Origin of the sequence: Filimonas lacunae, from assembly GCF_002355595.1 — a bacterium.
Taxonomy (GTDB): Bacteria; Bacteroidota; Bacteroidia; order Chitinophagales; family Chitinophagaceae; genus Filimonas; species Filimonas lacunae.
In genome coordinates this window covers 4,406,899-4,424,827 of sequence record NZ_AP017422.1, presented here as the reverse complement: position 1 = coordinate 4,424,827, position 17,929 = coordinate 4,406,899, and the positions used below count along the sequence as shown (strand labels likewise).

Below are 17,929 nucleotides of genomic sequence, written 5' to 3'. Positions count from 1 at the left end.
TTGGTAGTATACTTAATTAAAACTGTTGTTCTTTGTTTGTAAGGATGCGGGTTTATAAAAGAATATCTAATATTTTTTCGTTTTCAATAATCATCATGCCGTGCCGGTCACTTGCTGAAATGACTGATACCACATTTGCCCATTACTTCTGTAACAGCCGCTTTTACCTTAGCGGAATCCATTAACCGGATATTAGCGCTATAGGTTAAAAATTCTTCTACGGTAAGATCTGCTTGCAGCGGTGGTTGCTGTGGCAGAAAGCCTATATGACGTTTGGCTTTTTCGGGCTGTGTGCCCAGGTTTACGCCTTTTATAAATACATCGCCCTGGCTTTGTTTAATAACGCCACACATTACGTTCATAATGGTGGACTTGCCAGCCCCATTGGCTCCCAGCAAACCGTAAATGCCATTTTTAGTAAGTTCAAAGCTGATATCTTTTACAGCCCATTGAACACTGTAACGGTGAGAGAGATTCTGAACACTTACAATAGGTTCGTTCATATTGCTTTCGTTTAAGACAAACCATTAACAGCCGGCATGTGAACACAGCCGTTAATGGTTTGTAATGTGCAGTAAGGAAGAAATTACCTTGGGTTTTGCTCTATTTCGGGGTTCTGTAAAATATACTTGTCGGCAATAGGAAATACATACCGGTTGCTTCCAGGTTCCAGGGTATAGGTGGTACCCCTGAATAGTCTTGTGATAGTAGGTGTTAACCCGTCTTTAGCCAGGCGCCGCTGATCAAACCAGCGGCGGCCGGTACACATCAGTTCTATTTTTCTTTCACGTATTACCAGTTGCAATGCTTCTGCTGGTGTAGCAGCGGTAAGATCCTGGTATTGTGCTGGTGTAAAGCGTGATTTGCGCAGTGCATTTAATTGTGCCACAGCGTTGCCGGCACTACCTGCTCTTGCTTCGCACTCCGCTTTTATCAGCATCATTTCCGGTACCGTAGGGCCTGAAATAAAGCTCTGTCCTGAAATCCTTCTTGTTCTCGCATAAATACGTGTGAGGTAAGTTACAGACACGTCGCTTCCTTTCGCGGTGAACAGTCTGAAGCGGAGATCGCTGGTATCGGCAAAAAGCGCCAGTTGCGCAGGGCTCAGCGGGAAGTTGTTTACATTGGTGGCCGCTTTAGAAAAAATCAGCTCCGGATCAACGTGTTTTTGTGGGTAAGTAAGCAAACTGGTCACATAGTTGTTCAGGTTGTTCACCGTGCTTTGCAGTTGTAATGCATTGTTAGCAGCTTCTTCTGCTTTCGGAAAATTACGCATATCCAGGTAGGTGCGTGCTAACATAGCGTAAGCAGCTGTTTTAGAGGCATTGTTGGTGAAGTCCGGCAAATTGGGCAGTTCTGCTGTAGCTACTGCACTGTTCAGGTCGGCCAGAATCTGGTTGTACACCGCTTGTACAGAAACCCTTTTCAGTGAACCGGTAATCAGATCGTCCAGTCGCAGGGGTAAACCCAAATCGGTGTTGGCGGTAGCGGAGTCGTATTGCTTGGCATACATGTTTACCAGCGTGTGATAATAGAATGCACGGTGTACCTGTGCGGCTGCCAGTACTTTACGTTTTTGTGCATCTGTTCCTCCTTTGCTGTTCATCACGTTTACAATAATCAGGTTGGTCTGGTAAATGCTGAAATACATATTGTACCAGTCGTTATCGTCAGCGGTGCTGAGTGCTATCAGTTTCTCGGCCCAGGTGTAAGCAAAACCGTTGGTGTTGCCGTTAAGGCCGTTTTGCCAGGTAGCCGTATCAGCGCCTGCATCATCCTCGGCATACAGGGGATAGGTATAGGTGCGGTCCATATACGTACTATTGTTTAGCAGTGCCTCGTAATCGGCCGTATATTCCAATACCCTTTGCTGTACAGGAGCAATCTCAACATATTTGCGGCAGGCGGTAGTAAATACCACGGCAGCAAGGCTTATATATAAGAGAAGTTTATGCTTCATGATGTTTGAATTAGAAAGTGAGGTTAAGATTGATTACATAGTTAACGGTTGGTGGCAGGTTGTTGTAATCGCTGGTTGCCACATAATCAGGGTCAATGCCATCTTTGTTCTTTCTCCAGATAATGCCCAGGTTGCTGGCGGTAGCGTTGATAGTTACAGCCTTAAATACCGGTACTTTTCTAAGAATAGATTGTGGCATAGTGTAACCCAATGTAATCTGCTGTAAACGAATATTGCCCGCGTCTCTTACATTCAGGTCAGAACCGGTATACCAGTTAATGCTGTTGCTGTTGGCATTGAGTATACCAGGTACATTGGTAATGGCTTCATCGCCTGGTTTACGCCAGCGGCTTGCCAATGTTTGGCTGCTGCTTAAGCGACCACTGAAAGAGGTGCCTGTAGGGTAATGATTGCTGGTAAGATCCTGCTTCAGAAACTTATGGCCCAGGTAGTATACCATACGTGCACTTAAGGTCCAGTTTTTATATTGTAGGGTGTTGGTAAAACCGCCAAAATAAGGAGGGGTAGTACGGCCCACATATACCTGGTCGGCTGTTGTTACCGTAGGGAAACCGGTGCTTTGTATTATTTCACCTTTTGAATTGTATATCTGTGCCTGTCCCAGGTTGCTTAAACCAGCCCAACGGTAGGCAAACAGGTTGTCCACCGGTAAACCAACAGTAAGGTGGTTTGTGGTAGCTGTTTGTGTATTGGAAATAAAACGGTTATCGGTAATCTTATTGGTATTGTAAGACAAGTTGAAATTAGAACTCCATGTCAGATTTTTGGTACGGATAATCTGCCCGTTCAATGTTATTTCCAGGCCGTGATTACTCATGTTGGCCGTATTATAACCCACCTGGTTAAAGCCATAGGTGGCATTGTAAGGAAATTGATAATAGATGTTATAGGAGTGTTTGTTATAAATTTCAATGGTTGCAGAAAGCCTGTTGTTAAACATAGTGGCATCTACTCCACCATTAATAGTTTTGGTGGTTTGCCAGGTAATAGTGGGGTTGGCATAGCTGAAAATAGAAGCGGTTGGCTGCTGTGTGTAGCTATCTACGCCGCTAGAGATAACGGTATAGTAAGATGTTCCTGTTGGAATAACACCTTGTGTGCCATAAGAACCCCTCAGTGACAGATTATTTAACCATGTTATATTTTTCATGAAATCTTCCTTCCTGATATCCCATTTTGCACCAATACTCCATAAAGGATTGCCTCTGTCCTGACGTCTTACACCCACCATGCTATAATCATCAAAACGTGCGCTGGCGGTAACATAATATTTGTTGCGGTAAGAGTAACTGGCGTCTGAAAAATAAGACAGGTATCTTTTTCTGTCCATGAAAACAGTGCCATCACTGTACCCTATTTGTTTAGTAGTAAAAGGGTAAATAGTGGCGTAGGAAACTGTTGGATTAACTACTACTGAGGTAGACAATATGGGGTCGTATCCATAGCGGGTTTGTTTATAACCATTGCTGCTTGTTTGCCTGATATCGGCACCGCCCAGTAACTGGAACTGATGATCTACGTTAAAGGTTTTATTGATGTTGAACTGACCTCTTAAACCATAATCTTCTCCATTAGTGTTGCTGGTTTTATATATCCCACCTTTAGGAAAATTATAGGTGGCTTTGCCATTGGTGTAAATGGTGGCTTCATTCACCAGTACCCGGGTGTCATAAGCCATCAGGTCCTGCAGGTTGGTTTGCTGGTCAAAGTTGCGTTGTAGCTGGCCGGAAACCTGCACATTTAACCAGCTGGTAATTTTACCGGTTAAGGATAGATTTACTCTTAAAGCATTTTTAGTATAAATAGTGTTGTTATAATTCAGTTCATCCAGTGGATTATAGGTCCAGGGTAAGTAACCCATTTTCAACATACTGTCTGATACTCTTTTGGTAAAAATGAGCCCTCTTTCAATAGGATTGCCGCTGGCATCGGTAACCATGTCATAAGGGGCCAGACCTAAGTTGCCGGAGGATATCGCATTCATTGCAGCTGAATTCATAAAGCTTTTTGAATACGTATAGTTTAAGCCTGTATTGAATGTAACTCTTTTGTTCAACAAATCGGTGCTGGTATTGGAGGTGAAAAAATAGCTCTCTGCATAGTTTTTCTTATACACCGGATTGTTGCGGGTATAGTTACCTGACATATGATAAGAGGTGTTTTCGCCACCACCTGATACAGAAAGGTTATACTGTTGAGATACTACCTGCTGTAAAAAGTTGCGTTGCAGTTGATCTATGTTAGATCTGCCAGAAAGAACACTTAAAGCTGAATCGCGCTGGGCAGTAGAAATCTGTCCACGTTTTGCCATAAACATCCAGTTTACCGCTTCGCTTATCTCCGGGTTTCTGAAACTACTGTTAGGGTCGGAGTAATAGTTGTTGTCGAACAGTTCTTTTTCCAGATCTACATAATCTTTACTGTTCATCTGTTTAACGCTGGACAGCTTTGCTGCTTTGGAAGTGCTAAGTGTAGTGCTAAGACTAACTACCGGAGCCGCATTTTTTCTGCCCCTTTTAGTTTCGATGACAATAACACCATTGGCTGCCTGGGCGCCCCAGATAGCACCGGCTGCTGCATCCTTTAAAAAGGTAATGCTTTCAATATCGTTCGGGTTAAAAGAACTTAATATAGAGTTACCTGCATAAGCGGGTTGGTTTTGCAGAGTAGGGTTGAGGCTGCCTGAGTTGCCGGGAGCGTTAAAATTGGTAGCCTTGATATTGGTCAGTTGCTGATCGATATAAGGAAAACCATCTACCACAATCAGTGGAGCCACTGGCGAATTGTTGCCAAAGCCGGCAACACCTCTGATCTGAATTTTATTGTTTCGTACATCAAATTGTACACCTGCCACTTTACCTTCCAGGCGTTCCATCAGGTTTACGGCGGGCGTTTGCTCAATATCTTTAGCAGTAACCACTGCATAAGAACCTGTAGCAGAAGCCTTAGTAAGTTTTTTATAACCGGTGCTTAATACCACTTCTTCCTGTACACTTATTTCCGGGCGCAGGGTGAGGGTTTCTCTGTAGTCTTTCTCTATAGTAAGGCTTCTTACGATTTTAGTATAACCCACATAAGAGATTTCCAGGCGATAATGTCCTTCCGGAACATCAGTAAAGATAAATTCACCTTTAGCATCGGTGCTTCTTCTCCAGTTCAATGCTTCGAGCAACACGGTTGCCCCTTGCAGTGGTTTGCCATTTTCATCGAGTACTACACCGGAAATAGTATGAGTTGCTGCCGGAGGAGGGAAAAACGCATTTACGGTAGCGGCGTCTGTAAAATGCTGCGTCTTCTTAGGGGTGATTAACACAATCTTTCCTTTGATTTCGTAAGAAAGATCCAGGCCTTTCAGGCAATTATCCAATGCTACATCAATAGGAGCGTCCTTTACCGAAATATTAATTAACGGGGCTTTGTCCAGCAATTGCTGGTCCCAGAAAAAAGAATAGCCCGTTTGCTGCTTAATGCTGTTAAAAGCTTGCGTAAGCGGTATTTGCTTGGCCGAAATAGTTACTTTTTGAGCGTAGGTATGCGCACTTACGTGCTGCAAACACACAAAAAGCAATACAATACTCATTCTCATAACCAGTAAAATTTTCCTCCGGAATACTGTCTGCTGCGCAGTAGGTACGGATAACCGGAAATAATTGTTTGTTTCAGACAAACGCATGCTTAATAACACGCGTTTGTATAACGCTGCCAGTTTCATAGCTTTGTTGTTAGTTGAGGTAATTAAATAAACAGTCTTTTTCGCAAATGCCTGGTTTAGCCTAATGCCGCAATGTATAGCCGGGAGCAGGTCAGAGCGCTTCCGGTTTTTTTATGCGTATCAAGCTAGTCTCTTGATTAATTTTCTTTCATGTACAGTGTCAATTAGTATGCTTTGGGGGTTAATGAATAATTTATTTAGCCGAAACATGTAGCTCTTTTCCGTCCAGCCGGGTGTGAATTCCCTGGGTTTCCAGCACTTCTATGATATTGGATAAGTATACTTTCTGATCTATTAATCCTCCATAATGTCCCTGTGGTAAAGTGCCGTCAAACACAATGTCCACATCATACCACCTGGAAATCTGGCGCATCAGCGCTTTTACGTCCAGGTTGTTCATATTCAACTGGCCATTCTTCCAGGCAATTACCTGCTGCACGTCCACTTGTTTATTCATTCGTACACCGGATGGCTGTACCTCCAGCTGTTGTCCGGGTGTTAATACATAGCTCTGGGGCGAGCCGGGTGTGTTTATTTTAATACTGCCGTCGATCAAAGTGGTTTTGGCTGCCGCTTCATCGTTGTAGGCGTTGATGTTAAAGTTGGTGCCCAGCACATCTATGTTTTGCTGTGCGGTAAGCACTTTAAAAGGAGCGGCAGCATTACGGGCCACCTCCAGGTATGCCTCACCGGATATTTCCACACTGCGTTCATTGGCCGCAAAAGCCACGGGATAGCGGATGCTGCTGGCTGCGTTCAGCCATACTTTAGTGCCATCGGGCAATACCACCTGAAACTGTCCGCCTTTAGGCGTACGCAGTGTATTGTATTGCATGGCGCCACTGGTAGCTTTGCTTCCGGTATAGCTCAATGCATTATCTCCTGTTTTTACCACGTTTACATTACCCTGTTTGGCCAGTGTGCCGGCAGCGGCATTGTCCAGCGTTACCGTGCTGCCATCGGCCAGTGTTAACACTGCTTTGTTGCCTACAGGGGCAATATCGTTTTTAGCAAGTATACCCTGAGCAGACTGCTTACTGGCTGTGTGCTGGTAATAGATATAAGCTCCGGTGCCTATAGCAAAAACAACGGCAGCGGCCGCCACCATACGGGCGAAAACGGGGATACGCCGTACTTTGGCCGGTGCTGCCTTATATTGAATAATGTTCTGTATCACGGGTTCCCATTCGGCCGGGTTGTAACCGGGGGCGGCTGGCTGGCTGGTAAATACCGGCATCACCATCTCTTCCCACTCTTTATAGTCTGGTGCTTTAGCAAGGGCAGCAAACAGCTCGTGCAGCTCCTTTTCCGAAGCTGTATTTGCCAGGTATTTGCCCAGCAACTGCTGTATATATTCTTTATTTTCCACTAATTATTAGGTTCCTCTGTACATAAAAACGCAGAGGGGCTCCTGAGGGACCGCTCTTGCTAAAAATATTTTTTCATCAACAGCAAAAACAGGGGAAGGTAGGTGCCGGCATGCTTTTGAATATAGTTTTCCACAAACTTACTGGCCAGTACAATCTGGTTTTTGACCGTGTTTTGCGACATATTCAGTTGCGCTGCTATTTCGGCATGGCTTAATTCTTCCTGTCTGCTTAGCTGAAAAATCAATTTGCGTTTAGGGGGAAGGGCTTCAATGGCCTGGTGTAGTAGCTGGCGTGCTTCGCGAAAGGAAATGGTTTCCAGCACATCGTTAGTAGTGGTGTTGTCAAAAGGCTGGCTATGCATCCATTTGTGCTCGGTAGCTTGTTTGCGCAACTGGCTGATAGCCAGGTTGCTGGCAACCCTATACAACCATCCGGAAGGATTGTCCATATAGGCCAATGCTTCGCGATTCAGCCATACTTTTAAAAAGGTTTCCTGTACTATTTCCCGGGCAGTTTCTTCCTGCTTTACCACTTGCAGGGCCGATGCATATAAAGAGGGAGTGTAAGCATGAAACAAACTGCGAAATGCGTCCTCATCACCTGTTGCCAGCTGACGCCATAGTGCTGGTCCGTTATGTAAAAGCTCTGAGGACAATGTTTGTTACACCAAAGGTTTTATGGGACAGATAATAGTGCAAGTTACTTGAATTCAATGAAATTTAAGTGTAAGCTATCCTTAAATGCGGTGGTAAAGCTGCCAGTGTTTTTACCTGCATTTGCGACAGCACAGCAGTAGTACTTATCACTGCCAGCATCAACAGATATATCTGCTTACCTATATTATTATGATACATGGGTGAGGGTTTCCAGCTTATCTTTCTCCAGCAGTGCTATACTTTTCCCATCCGTTTTAATCAGGTTCTCCTGTGTAAACTCGGTTAACAAACGAAACACGGTTTCGTAAGTGGTGCCGGTATAGGAAGCAATATCCTGACGGCTGATGTTTATATTGATAAAGCCTTCTTCTGTAAGGCCAAATAAATGCTCCAGTTTTAAAAGCGCATTGGCTAAACGGCCTTTCACGGGCATATGGGCCAGGTTGCGCATGTTCTTTTCCGATTCCTGTAGTTCTTCGGCATAAAAAAGCATGAGTTGAAACAGGTAGTTGGTATTGGTTTTTAAGGTAGAATAAAAAAAGTCCTGTTCCATATAGCAAACGGTTAGTGGTTCCATTGCCGTGGCTGAGATAGGGTAGTGTTTATCAGCGCCAAAACCCCTATGTCCGAAGATGTCGCCCTTTTTGGCAAAGCGTACAATCAGTTCTTTGTCTTCGCCCCAGTGTTTGTGAATTTTTACGGAGCCTTCGTGTACAAAATAAATTCCCTGTACTTCCTGTCCTTCACTAAAAATAACTTCTCCTTTTCTATAGTGGATGTTTTTGCGGTGTGCTTCAACGGCGGGTAACCAATCTTTCAAACATAACCTGCATAACTGGCAGCTATCCAGCGAACAACTGTCTTTGCTTTTCTTCATACCTAATGTCTTGACAGTGAAATTAGGTTTTTACCCTTACATCAGCAATTGCCTTTCGCGGTGGCGAAAGCATGCGCCATAGCAGGTAATTGTGCGGGTAAAAAGGAGGGATGTAGCCTTACTACTTCTCCTATCATAATAATAGCGGGGTTGGCCAGGCCCGCATGCTGGGCTTTAAACAGGATGTCTTTGACCGTGCCGATGACCATTTTTTCTTTAGGGGTAGTGCCATCCTGTATAATTGCTACCGGTGTTTGCGCTTTGCCGTTGACGGTGAATATGTCCACAATCTGTTCCAGCTTGCTCATGGCCATTAATAACACCACGGTAGCGCTTGATTGCGCTGCCAGCGCTACATCGGCCGAAATATCGCCACTACGCGTGGTGCCGGTAGTTACCCAAAAGCTTTCGTTTAGCCCGCGGCAGGTTACGGGTATCATTTGCATGGCAGGTACAGCAATAGCGCTGGTGATGCCAGGCACTACTTCCACCGTAATACCCGCTGCCCGGGCGCAATCAATCTCTTCCTGAGCGCGGCCAAATACAAACGGATCGCCCCCTTTCAGGCGTACTACCCGGCCATGTTTCCAGGCGTTTTCTACAATCAATTCATTAATAGCGGCTTGTGATAAAGCGTGACAGCCAAAACGTTTTCCTACAAAGGTGGTAATGGCGTCAGGAGCGGCATATTCCAGCAACTGGTCATTGGCCAAGGCATCATATAATATTACCCGGGCGGTTTGCAGGGCCTTGATGGCTTTTAAGGTAATCAACTCCGGATCGCCCGGGCCAGCTCCTACTAAAGTAAGATGTGGAGTATTTGGAATATTCATATGTAGGAAATATAAATTTATTGTTTTGGTCGTATTTGTTTTGTGAATTTAAAATATTTGTGCCTAAATTTATGATATAGATCATGTTTTTATTTTGTTTTCGATTGTTTGGTTCTTTTTAAGTGTTATATAGTAATAATGTTTATGTGACGATTGCTGCCATCTGAAATGCATATTTTCTATAACCAAAACTGTTTATATGCGTATCGTCATTATTGGTAATGGAATGGTGGGCTTTAAGTTTTGTGAGAAGTTTTTAGCCAAAGCGCCCGCTGGCACCGCCGAACTGATTGTATTTGGAGAGGAGAATTACCCCGCTTACGACCGTGTTCACCTGAGTGAGTTTTTTGCTGGTAAAAATGCAGATGACCTGTCTATGGCCCCTGTGGGCTGGTACCAGGAGAATGGTATTACACTGCATTTGGGCGATCCGGTGCAACGTATTGACCTGGAAAACAAAGTAGTACACTCTTTTAAAGGTAAGGCGGTGGTGTTCGATTACCTGGTAATGGCCACTGGTTCGGCCGCTTTTGTGCCGCCGGTGCCGGGTGTGGAAAAGGAAGGTGTGTTTTTATACCGCACCATTGAAGACCTGGAAATGATGAAAGCCTATGCCCCCAAAGCACGCAAAGCGGCGGTAATAGGAGGTGGCCTGCTGGGGCTGGAAGCTGCGAAAGCCTTGCTGGACCTGGGTATTACTGATACGCATGTAATTGAATTTGCTCCCCGCCTGATGCCCCGGCAAATTGATGATGCCGGTTCTGATATATTAAAAGGTTTATTACAATCATTAGGATTAACTATTCACACCAACAAAAACACCGTAGCTATTACCGGCGAAAAAGCCATTGATGGAATGCGGTTTGCCGATCATACCACACTGGATGTAGATATGCTGGTAATATCGGCTGGTATTAAACCGCGCGACGAGCTGGCTGCGCATGCAGGCCTGCAAACGGGGCCGCGTGGTGGTATTGTGGTGAATGATAAGCTGCAAACCTCCCACCCATCGGTGTTTGCTATTGGTGAATGTGCTTTATATAATGATTTTATATACGGATTGGTAGCTCCTGGTTATGAAATGGCAGAGGTTGTGGCCACGCATTTAACAGGTGGTGATAAGGCTTTTACCGGCTTTGATATGAGTACTAAGTTAAAGCTGATAGGCATTGATGTGGCCAGCTTTGGCGAGCCGTTTATTGCTGCAGATAAAGGCCGCACCATTGTGTTGCAGGATACCGTAAAAGGGGTATATAAAAGAATTAATACTTCATTAGATGGTAAATACCTGCTCGGCGGTGTGCTGGTAGGAGACGCAGCGGAGTATAATATGCTGCTGCAAACCACTAAAAACAAGGTGGTGCTGCCACCAGACCCTACCGAGGTGATATTAGGTGCACGCGGTGGAAGTGCTGAAAAAGGCAGCGGGGTAGCTGCTTTGCCGGGCGATGCATTAATATGTAGCTGTGAAGGTATTACTAAGGATGATATCATGCAGCAGGTACAGCATGGATGCGAAACGTTGGATGCTATAAAGAAATCCTGTAAGGCTGCTACAGGTTGTGGTGGCTGCGCCCCCATGGTAAAAGATATTATGGAACATACGTTGAAAGCGCAGGGTAAGTATGTGCGTAAAGTAGTGTGTGAGCACTTTGAATATTCCCGCCAGGAGTTGTACGACCTGGTAAAGTTGAAACAACTGCAAACCTACGATGAGGTATTGAATGAGTTGGGCAAAGGAGATGGTTGTGAAGTATGTAAACCGCTGATCAGTTCTGTGCTGGCCAGCTTATGGAACGACCTGGTATTGGCCAAAGGCAACGATACGGCACAGGATAGCAACGACCGCTTCCTGGCTAACATTCAAAAAGGGGGCACCTATTCTGTAGTGCCGCGTATACCAGGCGGTGAAATCACCCCTGATAAATTAATAGTAATAGGTAACGTAGCTAAAAAGTATAACCTCTACACTAAAATCACCGGTGGCCAGCGTATTGATTTGTTTGGTGCGCATGTAAGCGATTTGCCGTTGATATGGGAAGAGCTGATTGCAGCAGGCTTTGAAAGCGGGCATGCTTACGGCAAGGCGCTGCGCACGGTAAAAAGCTGTGTGGGCAGCACCTGGTGCCGTTTTGGATTGCAGGATAGTGTAAGTTTTGCCATACAGGTAGAAGAGCGTTACAGGGGCTTGCGTGCACCGCATAAATTTAAAAGCGCTGTATCAGGTTGTATACGCGAATGTGCCGAAGCGCAATCGAAAGACTTTGGTATCATCGCTACGGAAAAAGGCTGGAACCTGTATGTGTGTGGCAATGGCGGTTCTAAACCACAGCACGCGCTATTGCTGGCTACTGACATTGATAGCGACACCTGTATCCGCTATCTGGATCGCTTCCTGATGTTTTATATTAAAACTGCCGATCCGCTCACCCGCACCGCTACCTGGCTTAACAAAATGGAAGGGGGTATCGATTACCTGCGTAATGTGGTAGTGAACGACAGCCTGGGTATGGCCGAAACATTTGAGGCTGAGATGCAGCAGCTGGTAAATAATTACAAATGCGAGTGGAGGGAGGTGGTGGAAACACCTGAGCTACGCAAACGCTTTGTACACTTTATCAATGCGCCGCAGGAAAAAGATCCGGAAGTAAAGTTTGAAATACTACGCGATCAGAAAAAAGCCAAAGAGTGGAAGTAATCCCCTGTTCTTCATTTACCTAAAAATAGTACTATGTCTGTCAACAGCACACAAAACATTACCTGGTTTAAAGCATGTGAGAAAGAAGAGGTTCCCGATAATGGCGGCGTATGTGTAAAGTATGGAGAGGAGCAGATTGCCCTGTTTCATTTTACCCGCCGTAACGAGTGGTTTGCATCACAAAACCTTTGTCCGCATAGGCAGCAAATGGCCATCAGTCGCGGTATGATCGGCTCGCAGGGTGGTGAGCCTAAAGTGGCGTGTCCTTTTCATAAAAAAACATTTTCATTAATAGACGGGCGTTGTTTAACAGGCGACGATACCTGCGGACTGAAGATCTATCCGGTAAAATTGGAGGGAAGCCAGGTGTATATTGGCATTCATAACGATGAGGCATTGGTAGAAGCACTGGCTTAAGTGAAGCCCGGCAGGAGGCACCTTGTCCGGGCTTTTGTTTTAAACAAGCGCTATCATTTAAAACACAATCAAAAGTACATGAAATCAAAACTACTGTTAACAGTGTCACTGGCACTGGCGGGAGTGTTATGCCATAACCTGTTGCATGCACAACTGAACATTAATGCACAACTACGCACCCGCACCGAATTCAGAAATGGCCAGGGCGCTCCTCTTGCGCACGGCGCCGATCCGGCTTTCTTTACTTCCCAACGTACCCGGCTGGGCTTGTTATACAATGCCTATCGTATAAAGCTGGGCCTTACCGTGCAGGATGCACGTGTGTGGGGGCAGGATGCCAGTACTATTAACCGAACCACCACAGCCGATAACAATGGCCTGTTACTGCACGAAGCCTGGGCCGAAATACAACTGACAGATACTGTAGTGAAAAATCAGGCAGTATACCTGAAAATTGGCCGGCAGGAACTGGTGTACGACGATCAGCGTTTGCTGGGTAACCTGGATTGGCTGCAGCAGGCCAGAAGGCATGATGCGGCCGTGCTGAAATATGAAACCGCTGCCTGGAAACTGCATGCAGGCTTTGCCTTTAACCAGAATAAAGAAAATGCTGCCGGAACTATTTATAACAGCACGCCTGCCGGTAATAATGCGGGTGGCACCAATGGCGGCACTATTTATAAAAGCCTGCAGTACCTATATGCAGGCAGACAATGGAAAACAGGCAGCGCTTCCTTTTTGTTCCTGGCCGATCAGTTCAATAAATTCCATTACGATACAGTGGCCACCACCGTTTCTAAAGTATATGACAATGGGGCCTGGAACCGTATGACTACGGGTGTATATTTTTTGAATAGCTTCCGGCACCTCACAGTAAGCGCAGGTGCTTATTATCAGCTGGGCAGAAATGCATCGGGGCAAAAGCTGGAAGGCGGTATGGCCAACCTGTTGGCCACATACGAAGTAAGCAAGCCTTTTACTATAGGGGCTGGTTTTGATTACACCAGTGGTGGCACTACCAGCTCGGGTAAAAGCAAGGCGTTTGATCCTTTATATGGCACCCCGCATAAATTCTGGGGGCTGATGGATTACTTCTATGCCGCCAGTGCTTTTGGTAATACCGGCTTGCTGGACTATTACCTGAAACTAAAATGGAAACCCAATGCGAAAAGCGTGATGACTGCCGATGTGCACCAGTTTGCCAGTGCATCAGCCATTAATAACCCTGCCAAGCCCAACGGTTCCGGTAAAAGCTATGGGCAGGAGGTGGACCTGGTGTATAACTATGCCATTACGCAGCAGGTAACCTTGGAAGCTGGCTACAGTCATTTTTTTACTACCCCCTCATTGGCCTATGTAAAAAACGTGAGCAATGCCAAAAGCGGTGCTGACTGGGCTTACGTGATGATTAATATTAAACCTTCCTTTCTTTTTAAATAACTGTGATTATGGATTATAAGAAACCAGCCGAAGTAGTGAGCCTGATGATACAGTCAGGAGTAGATAAAGTAAAACTCTCGCCTTCCGATTTGTTGATACGCGGCATGTTGTCAGGAGCCATTTTAGGCTTTGGCACCACGCTGGCTATCACTGCCACTACGCAAACCGGGTTGGCTATTGTAGGTGCTGCCATTTTTCCGGCTTGCTTTGTAATAGTAGTATTAATGGGTTTTGAGCTGGTAACCGGAAGTTTTGCGCTGCTGCCGGCTGCTTTTGCCGATGGGCGCATTCGCTTTGGTGAAATGCTGAAAAACCTGTTGCTGGTGTTCACCGCCAACCTGCTGGGCGGGCTGCTATATGCCTGCCTGTTCTGGGTGTCTGTTACCAGTGCCGGCCATGCCAGTGCCAATGCTGTTACCGCAGCTATTATTAAAATAGCAGAATCTAAAACCACCGGCTATATGCAGTACGGAGCTGCGGGTATAGTAACCGCTTTTGTAAAAGGAGTACTGTGCAACTGGATGGTAACGATGGGCGTGGTAATGTCGCTTACTTCTACTGCTACCTTAGGTAAAATACTGGCGGCCTGGTTGCCGGTGTTTATCTTTTTTGCGCAGGGCTTTGAGCATGCTGTGGTAAATATGTTTGTAATACCGGCCGGCATGTTTTTGGGCGCTAAGGTAACTCTGGCCGATTGGTGGTTAAGTAACCAGCTGCCTGTAACCCTGGGCAATATTGCCGGCGGGGTAATTTTTACCGGTTTAGCCCTGTATATGACGCATGGTAAAAAAGCAGGGGAGCTGCCGGCATCCAACGCATCCTGATGTAATTTATACTATCTATACCCACTAAAAAAAGCCCCCTGCCAATTGGCAGAGGGCTTTAACCCATCATAATATGATTATTACAGGTGAGCCTGTATTTTTTTCTCCAGTACAGACTTAGGTACAGCACCAATTTGCTTGTCTACTACTTTACCACCTTTAATGAAAAGGATAGCAGGAATAGAAGTGATACCGTAGTTAACACTAACGTTAGGGTTATTGTCAACGTTCAGTTTGCCTATGTTTGCTTTGCCGTCGTATTCTTTAGCTAATTCTTCAATAACTGGTCCGATGGCACGACAAGGTCCACACCACTCTGCCCAGAAATCTACTACTGTGAGTTTGTCACTGTCCAGCACCGTTGTCTGGAAGTTGGCATCTGTAAGTTCTAAAGCCATATAATTGTGTTTTAAATGTTCAACCAATAACAATCGAATTGTCAAATTTAACTCCAAAAGCCCAAAAGTGCATTTTTGACTTTTCCACTTATGTTTATTAATGTCAATAAGTCATCCTTATAAGCTAACACGTCATTTCCGCAATTGTTGCGGTTTGCCTGTGATAGATAGCCTTGCCTGAAAGTTATGCTGGCAAAACAGCTGATTATCATGGTATTAGTACGATTTGGTAACAGGTGTGCCGGGCATATTATCCGGATGGTCGTTCTGAAATATCCATGCCCAGCGAATAAGTAATAGCTGCAGCGGTAACCGTATGATTGCTAATACAATATAAGGATTGTGCTCCCGGATAAAGTTGATCAGCATTTGAATGTTGGCCGGAAAAATGGCTATTAATAAAAGAATAATGGCCCTGGCTGCCCATTTGCGGGTGCGGATGGGCAAAAGCAGCAGTCCTGTTATTATTTCCAGCGCGCCGCTGATATTTACCAGTGTTAGGTGCCAGGGAAGCCAGGGGGGCATAATGGCCAGGTACATTTCGGGGTTGGTAAAGTGGTTAATGCCGGCAAGCGCATAAAATACAGCCTGTGTATACAGCAATATCTTTCTCATTTTATTTTAACGGCAAACGACAGGCCATACCTTTGCCGCCAATTCATTAAATTATGACTCCGGAGAGGAAGGGCAAACTATTAGGTGCATTAAACAAGCGTCAGCCAGGTTTAGCAGTAGTGCTGGAAAACGTGGAAGACCCCCGAAATGTTACCGCGGTAATGCGTAGCTGCGATGCGGTGGGCATACAGGATATTTACATTATCACCACCGAAGGCCCCCGCCCGGAGAAATACAAATTTGTAAGCGGCCGCAGTGCCGAAAAATGGGTTACCCTGCACCATTTTGATAACCTGGAAGCATGTGTAGCGGTATTACGTAGCCGTTATCAACGCATACTCACCACCAGCTTAACCGGCGATTCGGTAAGCATTTACGATGTGGATTTTACCCAAAGTACCGCCCTGGTACTGGGCAATGAGCGCCGGGGTGTAAGCGAAGCTTTTTGTGCGCTGGCAGATGGTAACATTAATATCCCGATGGCAGGCATGCTGCAAAGCCTGAATATTTCCGTTGCCTGTGCCGTATGTATTTACGAAGCTTACCGCCAGAAAAAAGCAGCCGGCCATTACGATGCGCCTGCTTTACCGGAAGCAAGAATGGCAGAACTGAAAGTGCAGTGGAGTGAAGGGTATAAAGAAGGGTTGACGGATAATTAGTTACATCCTATTGTTCTATTCCGTTGTTTCAGCCTGCTGCTAACAGGGGAGAATGACTATGCAGCAGCATTACTTATACTATTAACTGTCATTTCATAATCAGACGATAAGAAAACTTAGATACCAAAAGCCCTCCTGCGTAGCTACGCAGGAGGGCTTTTGGTAGAATATTGTTGAGGTATCGGTTTTGCTTCAGGTAAGTTAGTTCTTGTTTCTTATAGTTTATGAAGAGGTTAATGCTAATCTTCTTTGTTTTACAATACCACCAATCACCAACACTAAAGCCAACACGCTCCAGATGATCAGCTGCCAGGTAACTGTTTGCCAGCCACCTGCCTGCCAGCATTGCAAACCGGTGAAAGTGCCGGCAGCGCCACCCATAAAGTAAATGGTCATATACACCGTGTTAATACGGCTGTGCGATGCAGCATCGAGTGTGTAAATAGAAGTGGCATTCGTTACCAGGGTTGCCTGCACGCCAATATCCAGCACTACAATAGCTATCGCCAGCGATCCGGCTGAGTAGGGAAATAATTTCATTGCTACTACACTGGCAATGATCAATCCCAGGCTGCATGCCTGTGATAAAGCAGGGCTTTTTTTATCCGCCAGTTTGCCAAACACGGGGGCCAGTAAAGCGCCGCCAGCAGCCAGTAAGCCAAACAGGCCTATGGTGTCGGGTTTGTATTGAAAAGGAGCGCTGCTCAGGTGAAAGGTTAGCGTGGTCCAGAATGAGCAGAATAAGCCAAACACCAGCGCGCCTAACAACGCTGCCCGTTGCAGCATAGAGAAGCGTTTTAACTGGTAAGCGGTCGATTGTAGCAAACTGCCATAAGTGCCCTGGAAAGCCGGAGGGGCGTCGGGGAAAGTATATTTGGTAATGAGGGCCACACCAGAAACCATCACGGCCGAAATGCCATATACATAACGCCAGCTCAGCCATTGTGCAATAAAGCCGCTGAACACACGGGCCAGTAATACCCCGGTTAAAATGCCGGTGAATACAATGCCCAGGTTACGTCCGCGGTTGGCAGGATCAATTCCTGCCGCCATGGGCAATATTACTTGCGCAGCTACTCCCAGCAAGCCCAGTAAGGCACAGCAGGTATACAGCATATATAAATTAGGACTTAACGCAATGCCGGTAAGCAATACGATTAAACAGCCCTGTAAAAACAGGATCAGTTTTTTCTTATTGATCTTATCGCCCAGCGGAACAAGAAAAAATAAGCCAAAGCCATAGCCTACTTGTGTAAGCACCGCCGAAAGGCCAATGTGTTTTTCATCGGTATGAAAAGTAGTGGCCATTGCCTTTAACAATGGCTGGTTGTAATAGATATTAGCTACACATACACCGGCAGCTATAGCCATTAAAATAATTCTGGAACGTGAAATTCCGGGAGCCTGCATATATTGGATTTTAAACGTAAACAACAAACAAATAGGGCC

General features: G+C 45.5%; 16 protein-coding genes. 5 read left to right on the top strand and 11 right to left on the bottom strand.

Annotated features, from left to right (window positions below):
* Positions 1-107 precede the first annotated feature (107 nt).
* The 8 genes from FLA_RS17590 to cobA all read right to left on the bottom strand — a co-directional run bounded on the left by FLA_RS17590 (position 108) and on the right by cobA (position 9,429).
* Positions 108-503 (bottom strand): ATP-binding cassette domain-containing protein, encoded by a 396-nt coding sequence (locus tag FLA_RS17590; RefSeq protein WP_197705805.1) that lies wholly within the window; start codon positions 501-503, stop codon positions 108-110.
* 83 nt (positions 504-586) lie between these two features.
* Positions 587-1,960: a RagB/SusD family nutrient uptake outer membrane protein gene (locus FLA_RS17585; protein WP_076381369.1), complete on the bottom strand. Its 1,374-nt coding sequence runs from the start codon at positions 1,958-1,960 to the stop codon at positions 587-589.
* Positions 1,961-1,970: 10 nt separating this feature from the next.
* Positions 1,971-5,693, bottom strand: coding sequence for a SusC/RagA family TonB-linked outer membrane protein (locus FLA_RS17580; RefSeq protein ID WP_084206434.1), 3,723 nt, complete (start codon positions 5,691-5,693; stop codon positions 1,971-1,973).
* A gap of 193 nt (positions 5,694-5,886) precedes the next feature.
* The gene (locus FLA_RS17575; RefSeq protein ID WP_076381370.1) at positions 5,887-7,062 is read right to left on the bottom strand and encodes a FecR family protein; all 1,176 of its coding nucleotides are present in this window, start codon (positions 7,060-7,062) and stop codon (positions 5,887-5,889) included.
* Between the two features lie 59 nt (positions 7,063-7,121).
* Positions 7,122-7,718 carry an RNA polymerase sigma factor gene (locus FLA_RS17570; RefSeq protein ID WP_076381371.1) on the bottom strand — a complete coding sequence of 199 codons (597 nt, stop codon included), beginning with the start codon at positions 7,716-7,718 and terminating at the stop codon, positions 7,122-7,124.
* 64 nt (positions 7,719-7,782) lie between these two features.
* Positions 7,783-7,917, bottom strand: a complete 135-nt coding sequence (locus tag FLA_RS31960) for a hypothetical protein (RefSeq protein WP_262495998.1) — start codon at positions 7,915-7,917, stop codon at positions 7,783-7,785.
* The gene (locus tag FLA_RS17565) at positions 7,907-8,596 is read right to left on the bottom strand and encodes a Crp/Fnr family transcriptional regulator (RefSeq protein WP_076381372.1); all 690 of its coding nucleotides are present in this window, start codon (positions 8,594-8,596) and stop codon (positions 7,907-7,909) included. The genes FLA_RS31960 and FLA_RS17565 overlap by 11 nt, the downstream gene beginning before the upstream one ends.
* A gap of 41 nt (positions 8,597-8,637) precedes the next feature.
* Positions 8,638-9,429 carry a uroporphyrinogen-III C-methyltransferase gene (gene cobA, locus FLA_RS17560; RefSeq protein ID WP_076381373.1) on the bottom strand — a complete coding sequence of 264 codons (792 nt, stop codon included), beginning with the start codon at positions 9,427-9,429 and terminating at the stop codon, positions 8,638-8,640.
* Between the two features lie 199 nt (positions 9,430-9,628).
* Between cobA and nirB the strand changes: the two genes are divergently transcribed.
* The 4 genes from nirB (at position 9,629) to FLA_RS17540 (ending at position 14,808) form a co-directional block, all read left to right on the top strand.
* Positions 9,629-12,127 (top strand): nitrite reductase large subunit NirB, encoded by a 2,499-nt coding sequence (gene nirB / locus FLA_RS17555; protein ID WP_076381374.1) that lies wholly within the window; start codon positions 9,629-9,631, stop codon positions 12,125-12,127.
* Positions 12,128-12,160: 33 nt separating this feature from the next.
* A complete protein-coding gene (gene nirD / locus FLA_RS17550; RefSeq protein ID WP_076381375.1) occupies positions 12,161-12,544 on the top strand; it encodes a nitrite reductase small subunit NirD in 384 nt (127 codons plus the stop codon).
* Between the two features lie 78 nt (positions 12,545-12,622).
* Positions 12,623-13,984, top strand: a complete 1,362-nt coding sequence (locus tag FLA_RS17545; protein WP_076381376.1) for an alginate export family protein — start codon at positions 12,623-12,625, stop codon at positions 13,982-13,984.
* 8 nt (positions 13,985-13,992) lie between these two features.
* Entirely contained in the window at positions 13,993-14,808 is an 816-nt protein-coding gene (locus FLA_RS17540; RefSeq protein WP_076381377.1) for a formate/nitrite transporter family protein, read from the top strand.
* An 80-nt stretch (positions 14,809-14,888) separates the two neighbouring features.
* On the opposite strand, the gene trxA is transcribed toward FLA_RS17540, so the two are convergent.
* Positions 14,889-15,206: a thioredoxin gene (gene trxA, locus FLA_RS17535; protein ID WP_076381378.1), complete on the bottom strand. Its 318-nt coding sequence runs from the start codon at positions 15,204-15,206 to the stop codon at positions 14,889-14,891.
* A gap of 216 nt (positions 15,207-15,422) precedes the next feature.
* Complete coding sequence (locus tag FLA_RS17530; RefSeq protein WP_076381379.1) at positions 15,423-15,821, bottom strand: DoxX family protein; 399 nt, start codon at positions 15,819-15,821, stop codon at positions 15,423-15,425.
* Positions 15,822-15,874: 53 nt separating this feature from the next.
* On the opposite strand from FLA_RS17530, the gene FLA_RS17525 reads away from it, so the two are divergent.
* Positions 15,875-16,480, top strand: a complete 606-nt coding sequence (locus tag FLA_RS17525; protein WP_076381380.1) for a TrmH family RNA methyltransferase — start codon at positions 15,875-15,877, stop codon at positions 16,478-16,480.
* A 222-nt stretch (positions 16,481-16,702) separates the two neighbouring features.
* On the opposite strand, the gene FLA_RS17520 is transcribed toward FLA_RS17525, so the two are convergent.
* Entirely contained in the window at positions 16,703-17,890 is a 1,188-nt protein-coding gene (locus tag FLA_RS17520; protein WP_076381381.1) for an MFS transporter, read from the bottom strand.
* Positions 17,891-17,929 lie beyond the last annotated feature (39 nt).

Excerpts from the sequence above, each read along its gene's own strand:
- nirD (WP_076381375.1), top strand. The coding sequence starts at position 12,161 with ATGTCTGTCAACAGCACACAAAACATTACCTGGTTTAAAGCATGTGAG.
- FLA_RS17525 (WP_076381380.1), top strand. The coding sequence starts at position 15,875 with ATGACTCCGGAGAGGAAGGGCAAACTATTAGGTGCATTAAACAAGCGT.
- FLA_RS17580 (WP_084206434.1), bottom strand. The coding sequence starts at position 5,693 with ATGAAACTGGCAGCGTTATACAAACGCGTGTTATTAAGCATGCGTTTG.
- FLA_RS17545 (WP_076381376.1), top strand. The coding sequence starts at position 12,623 with ATGAAATCAAAACTACTGTTAACAGTGTCACTGGCACTGGCGGGAGTG.
- FLA_RS17520 (WP_076381381.1), bottom strand. The coding sequence starts at position 17,890 with ATGCAGGCTCCCGGAATTTCACGTTCCAGAATTATTTTAATGGCTATA.
- FLA_RS17540 (WP_076381377.1), top strand. The coding sequence starts at position 13,993 with ATGGATTATAAGAAACCAGCCGAAGTAGTGAGCCTGATGATACAGTCA.
- FLA_RS17585 (WP_076381369.1), bottom strand. The coding sequence starts at position 1,960 with ATGAAGCATAAACTTCTCTTATATATAAGCCTTGCTGCCGTGGTATTT.
- FLA_RS17530 (WP_076381379.1), bottom strand. The coding sequence starts at position 15,821 with ATGAGAAAGATATTGCTGTATACACAGGCTGTATTTTATGCGCTTGCC.
- cobA (WP_076381373.1), bottom strand. The coding sequence starts at position 9,429 with ATGAATATTCCAAATACTCCACATCTTACTTTAGTAGGAGCTGGCCCG.
- trxA (WP_076381378.1), bottom strand. The coding sequence starts at position 15,206 with ATGGCTTTAGAACTTACAGATGCCAACTTCCAGACAACGGTGCTGGAC.
- FLA_RS31960 (WP_262495998.1), bottom strand. The coding sequence starts at position 7,917 with ATGTATCATAATAATATAGGTAAGCAGATATATCTGTTGATGCTGGCA.
- nirB (WP_076381374.1), top strand. The coding sequence starts at position 9,629 with ATGCGTATCGTCATTATTGGTAATGGAATGGTGGGCTTTAAGTTTTGT.
- FLA_RS17590 (WP_197705805.1), bottom strand. The coding sequence starts at position 503 with ATGAACGAACCTATTGTAAGTGTTCAGAATCTCTCTCACCGTTACAGT.
- FLA_RS17565 (WP_076381372.1), bottom strand. The coding sequence starts at position 8,596 with ATGAAGAAAAGCAAAGACAGTTGTTCGCTGGATAGCTGCCAGTTATGC.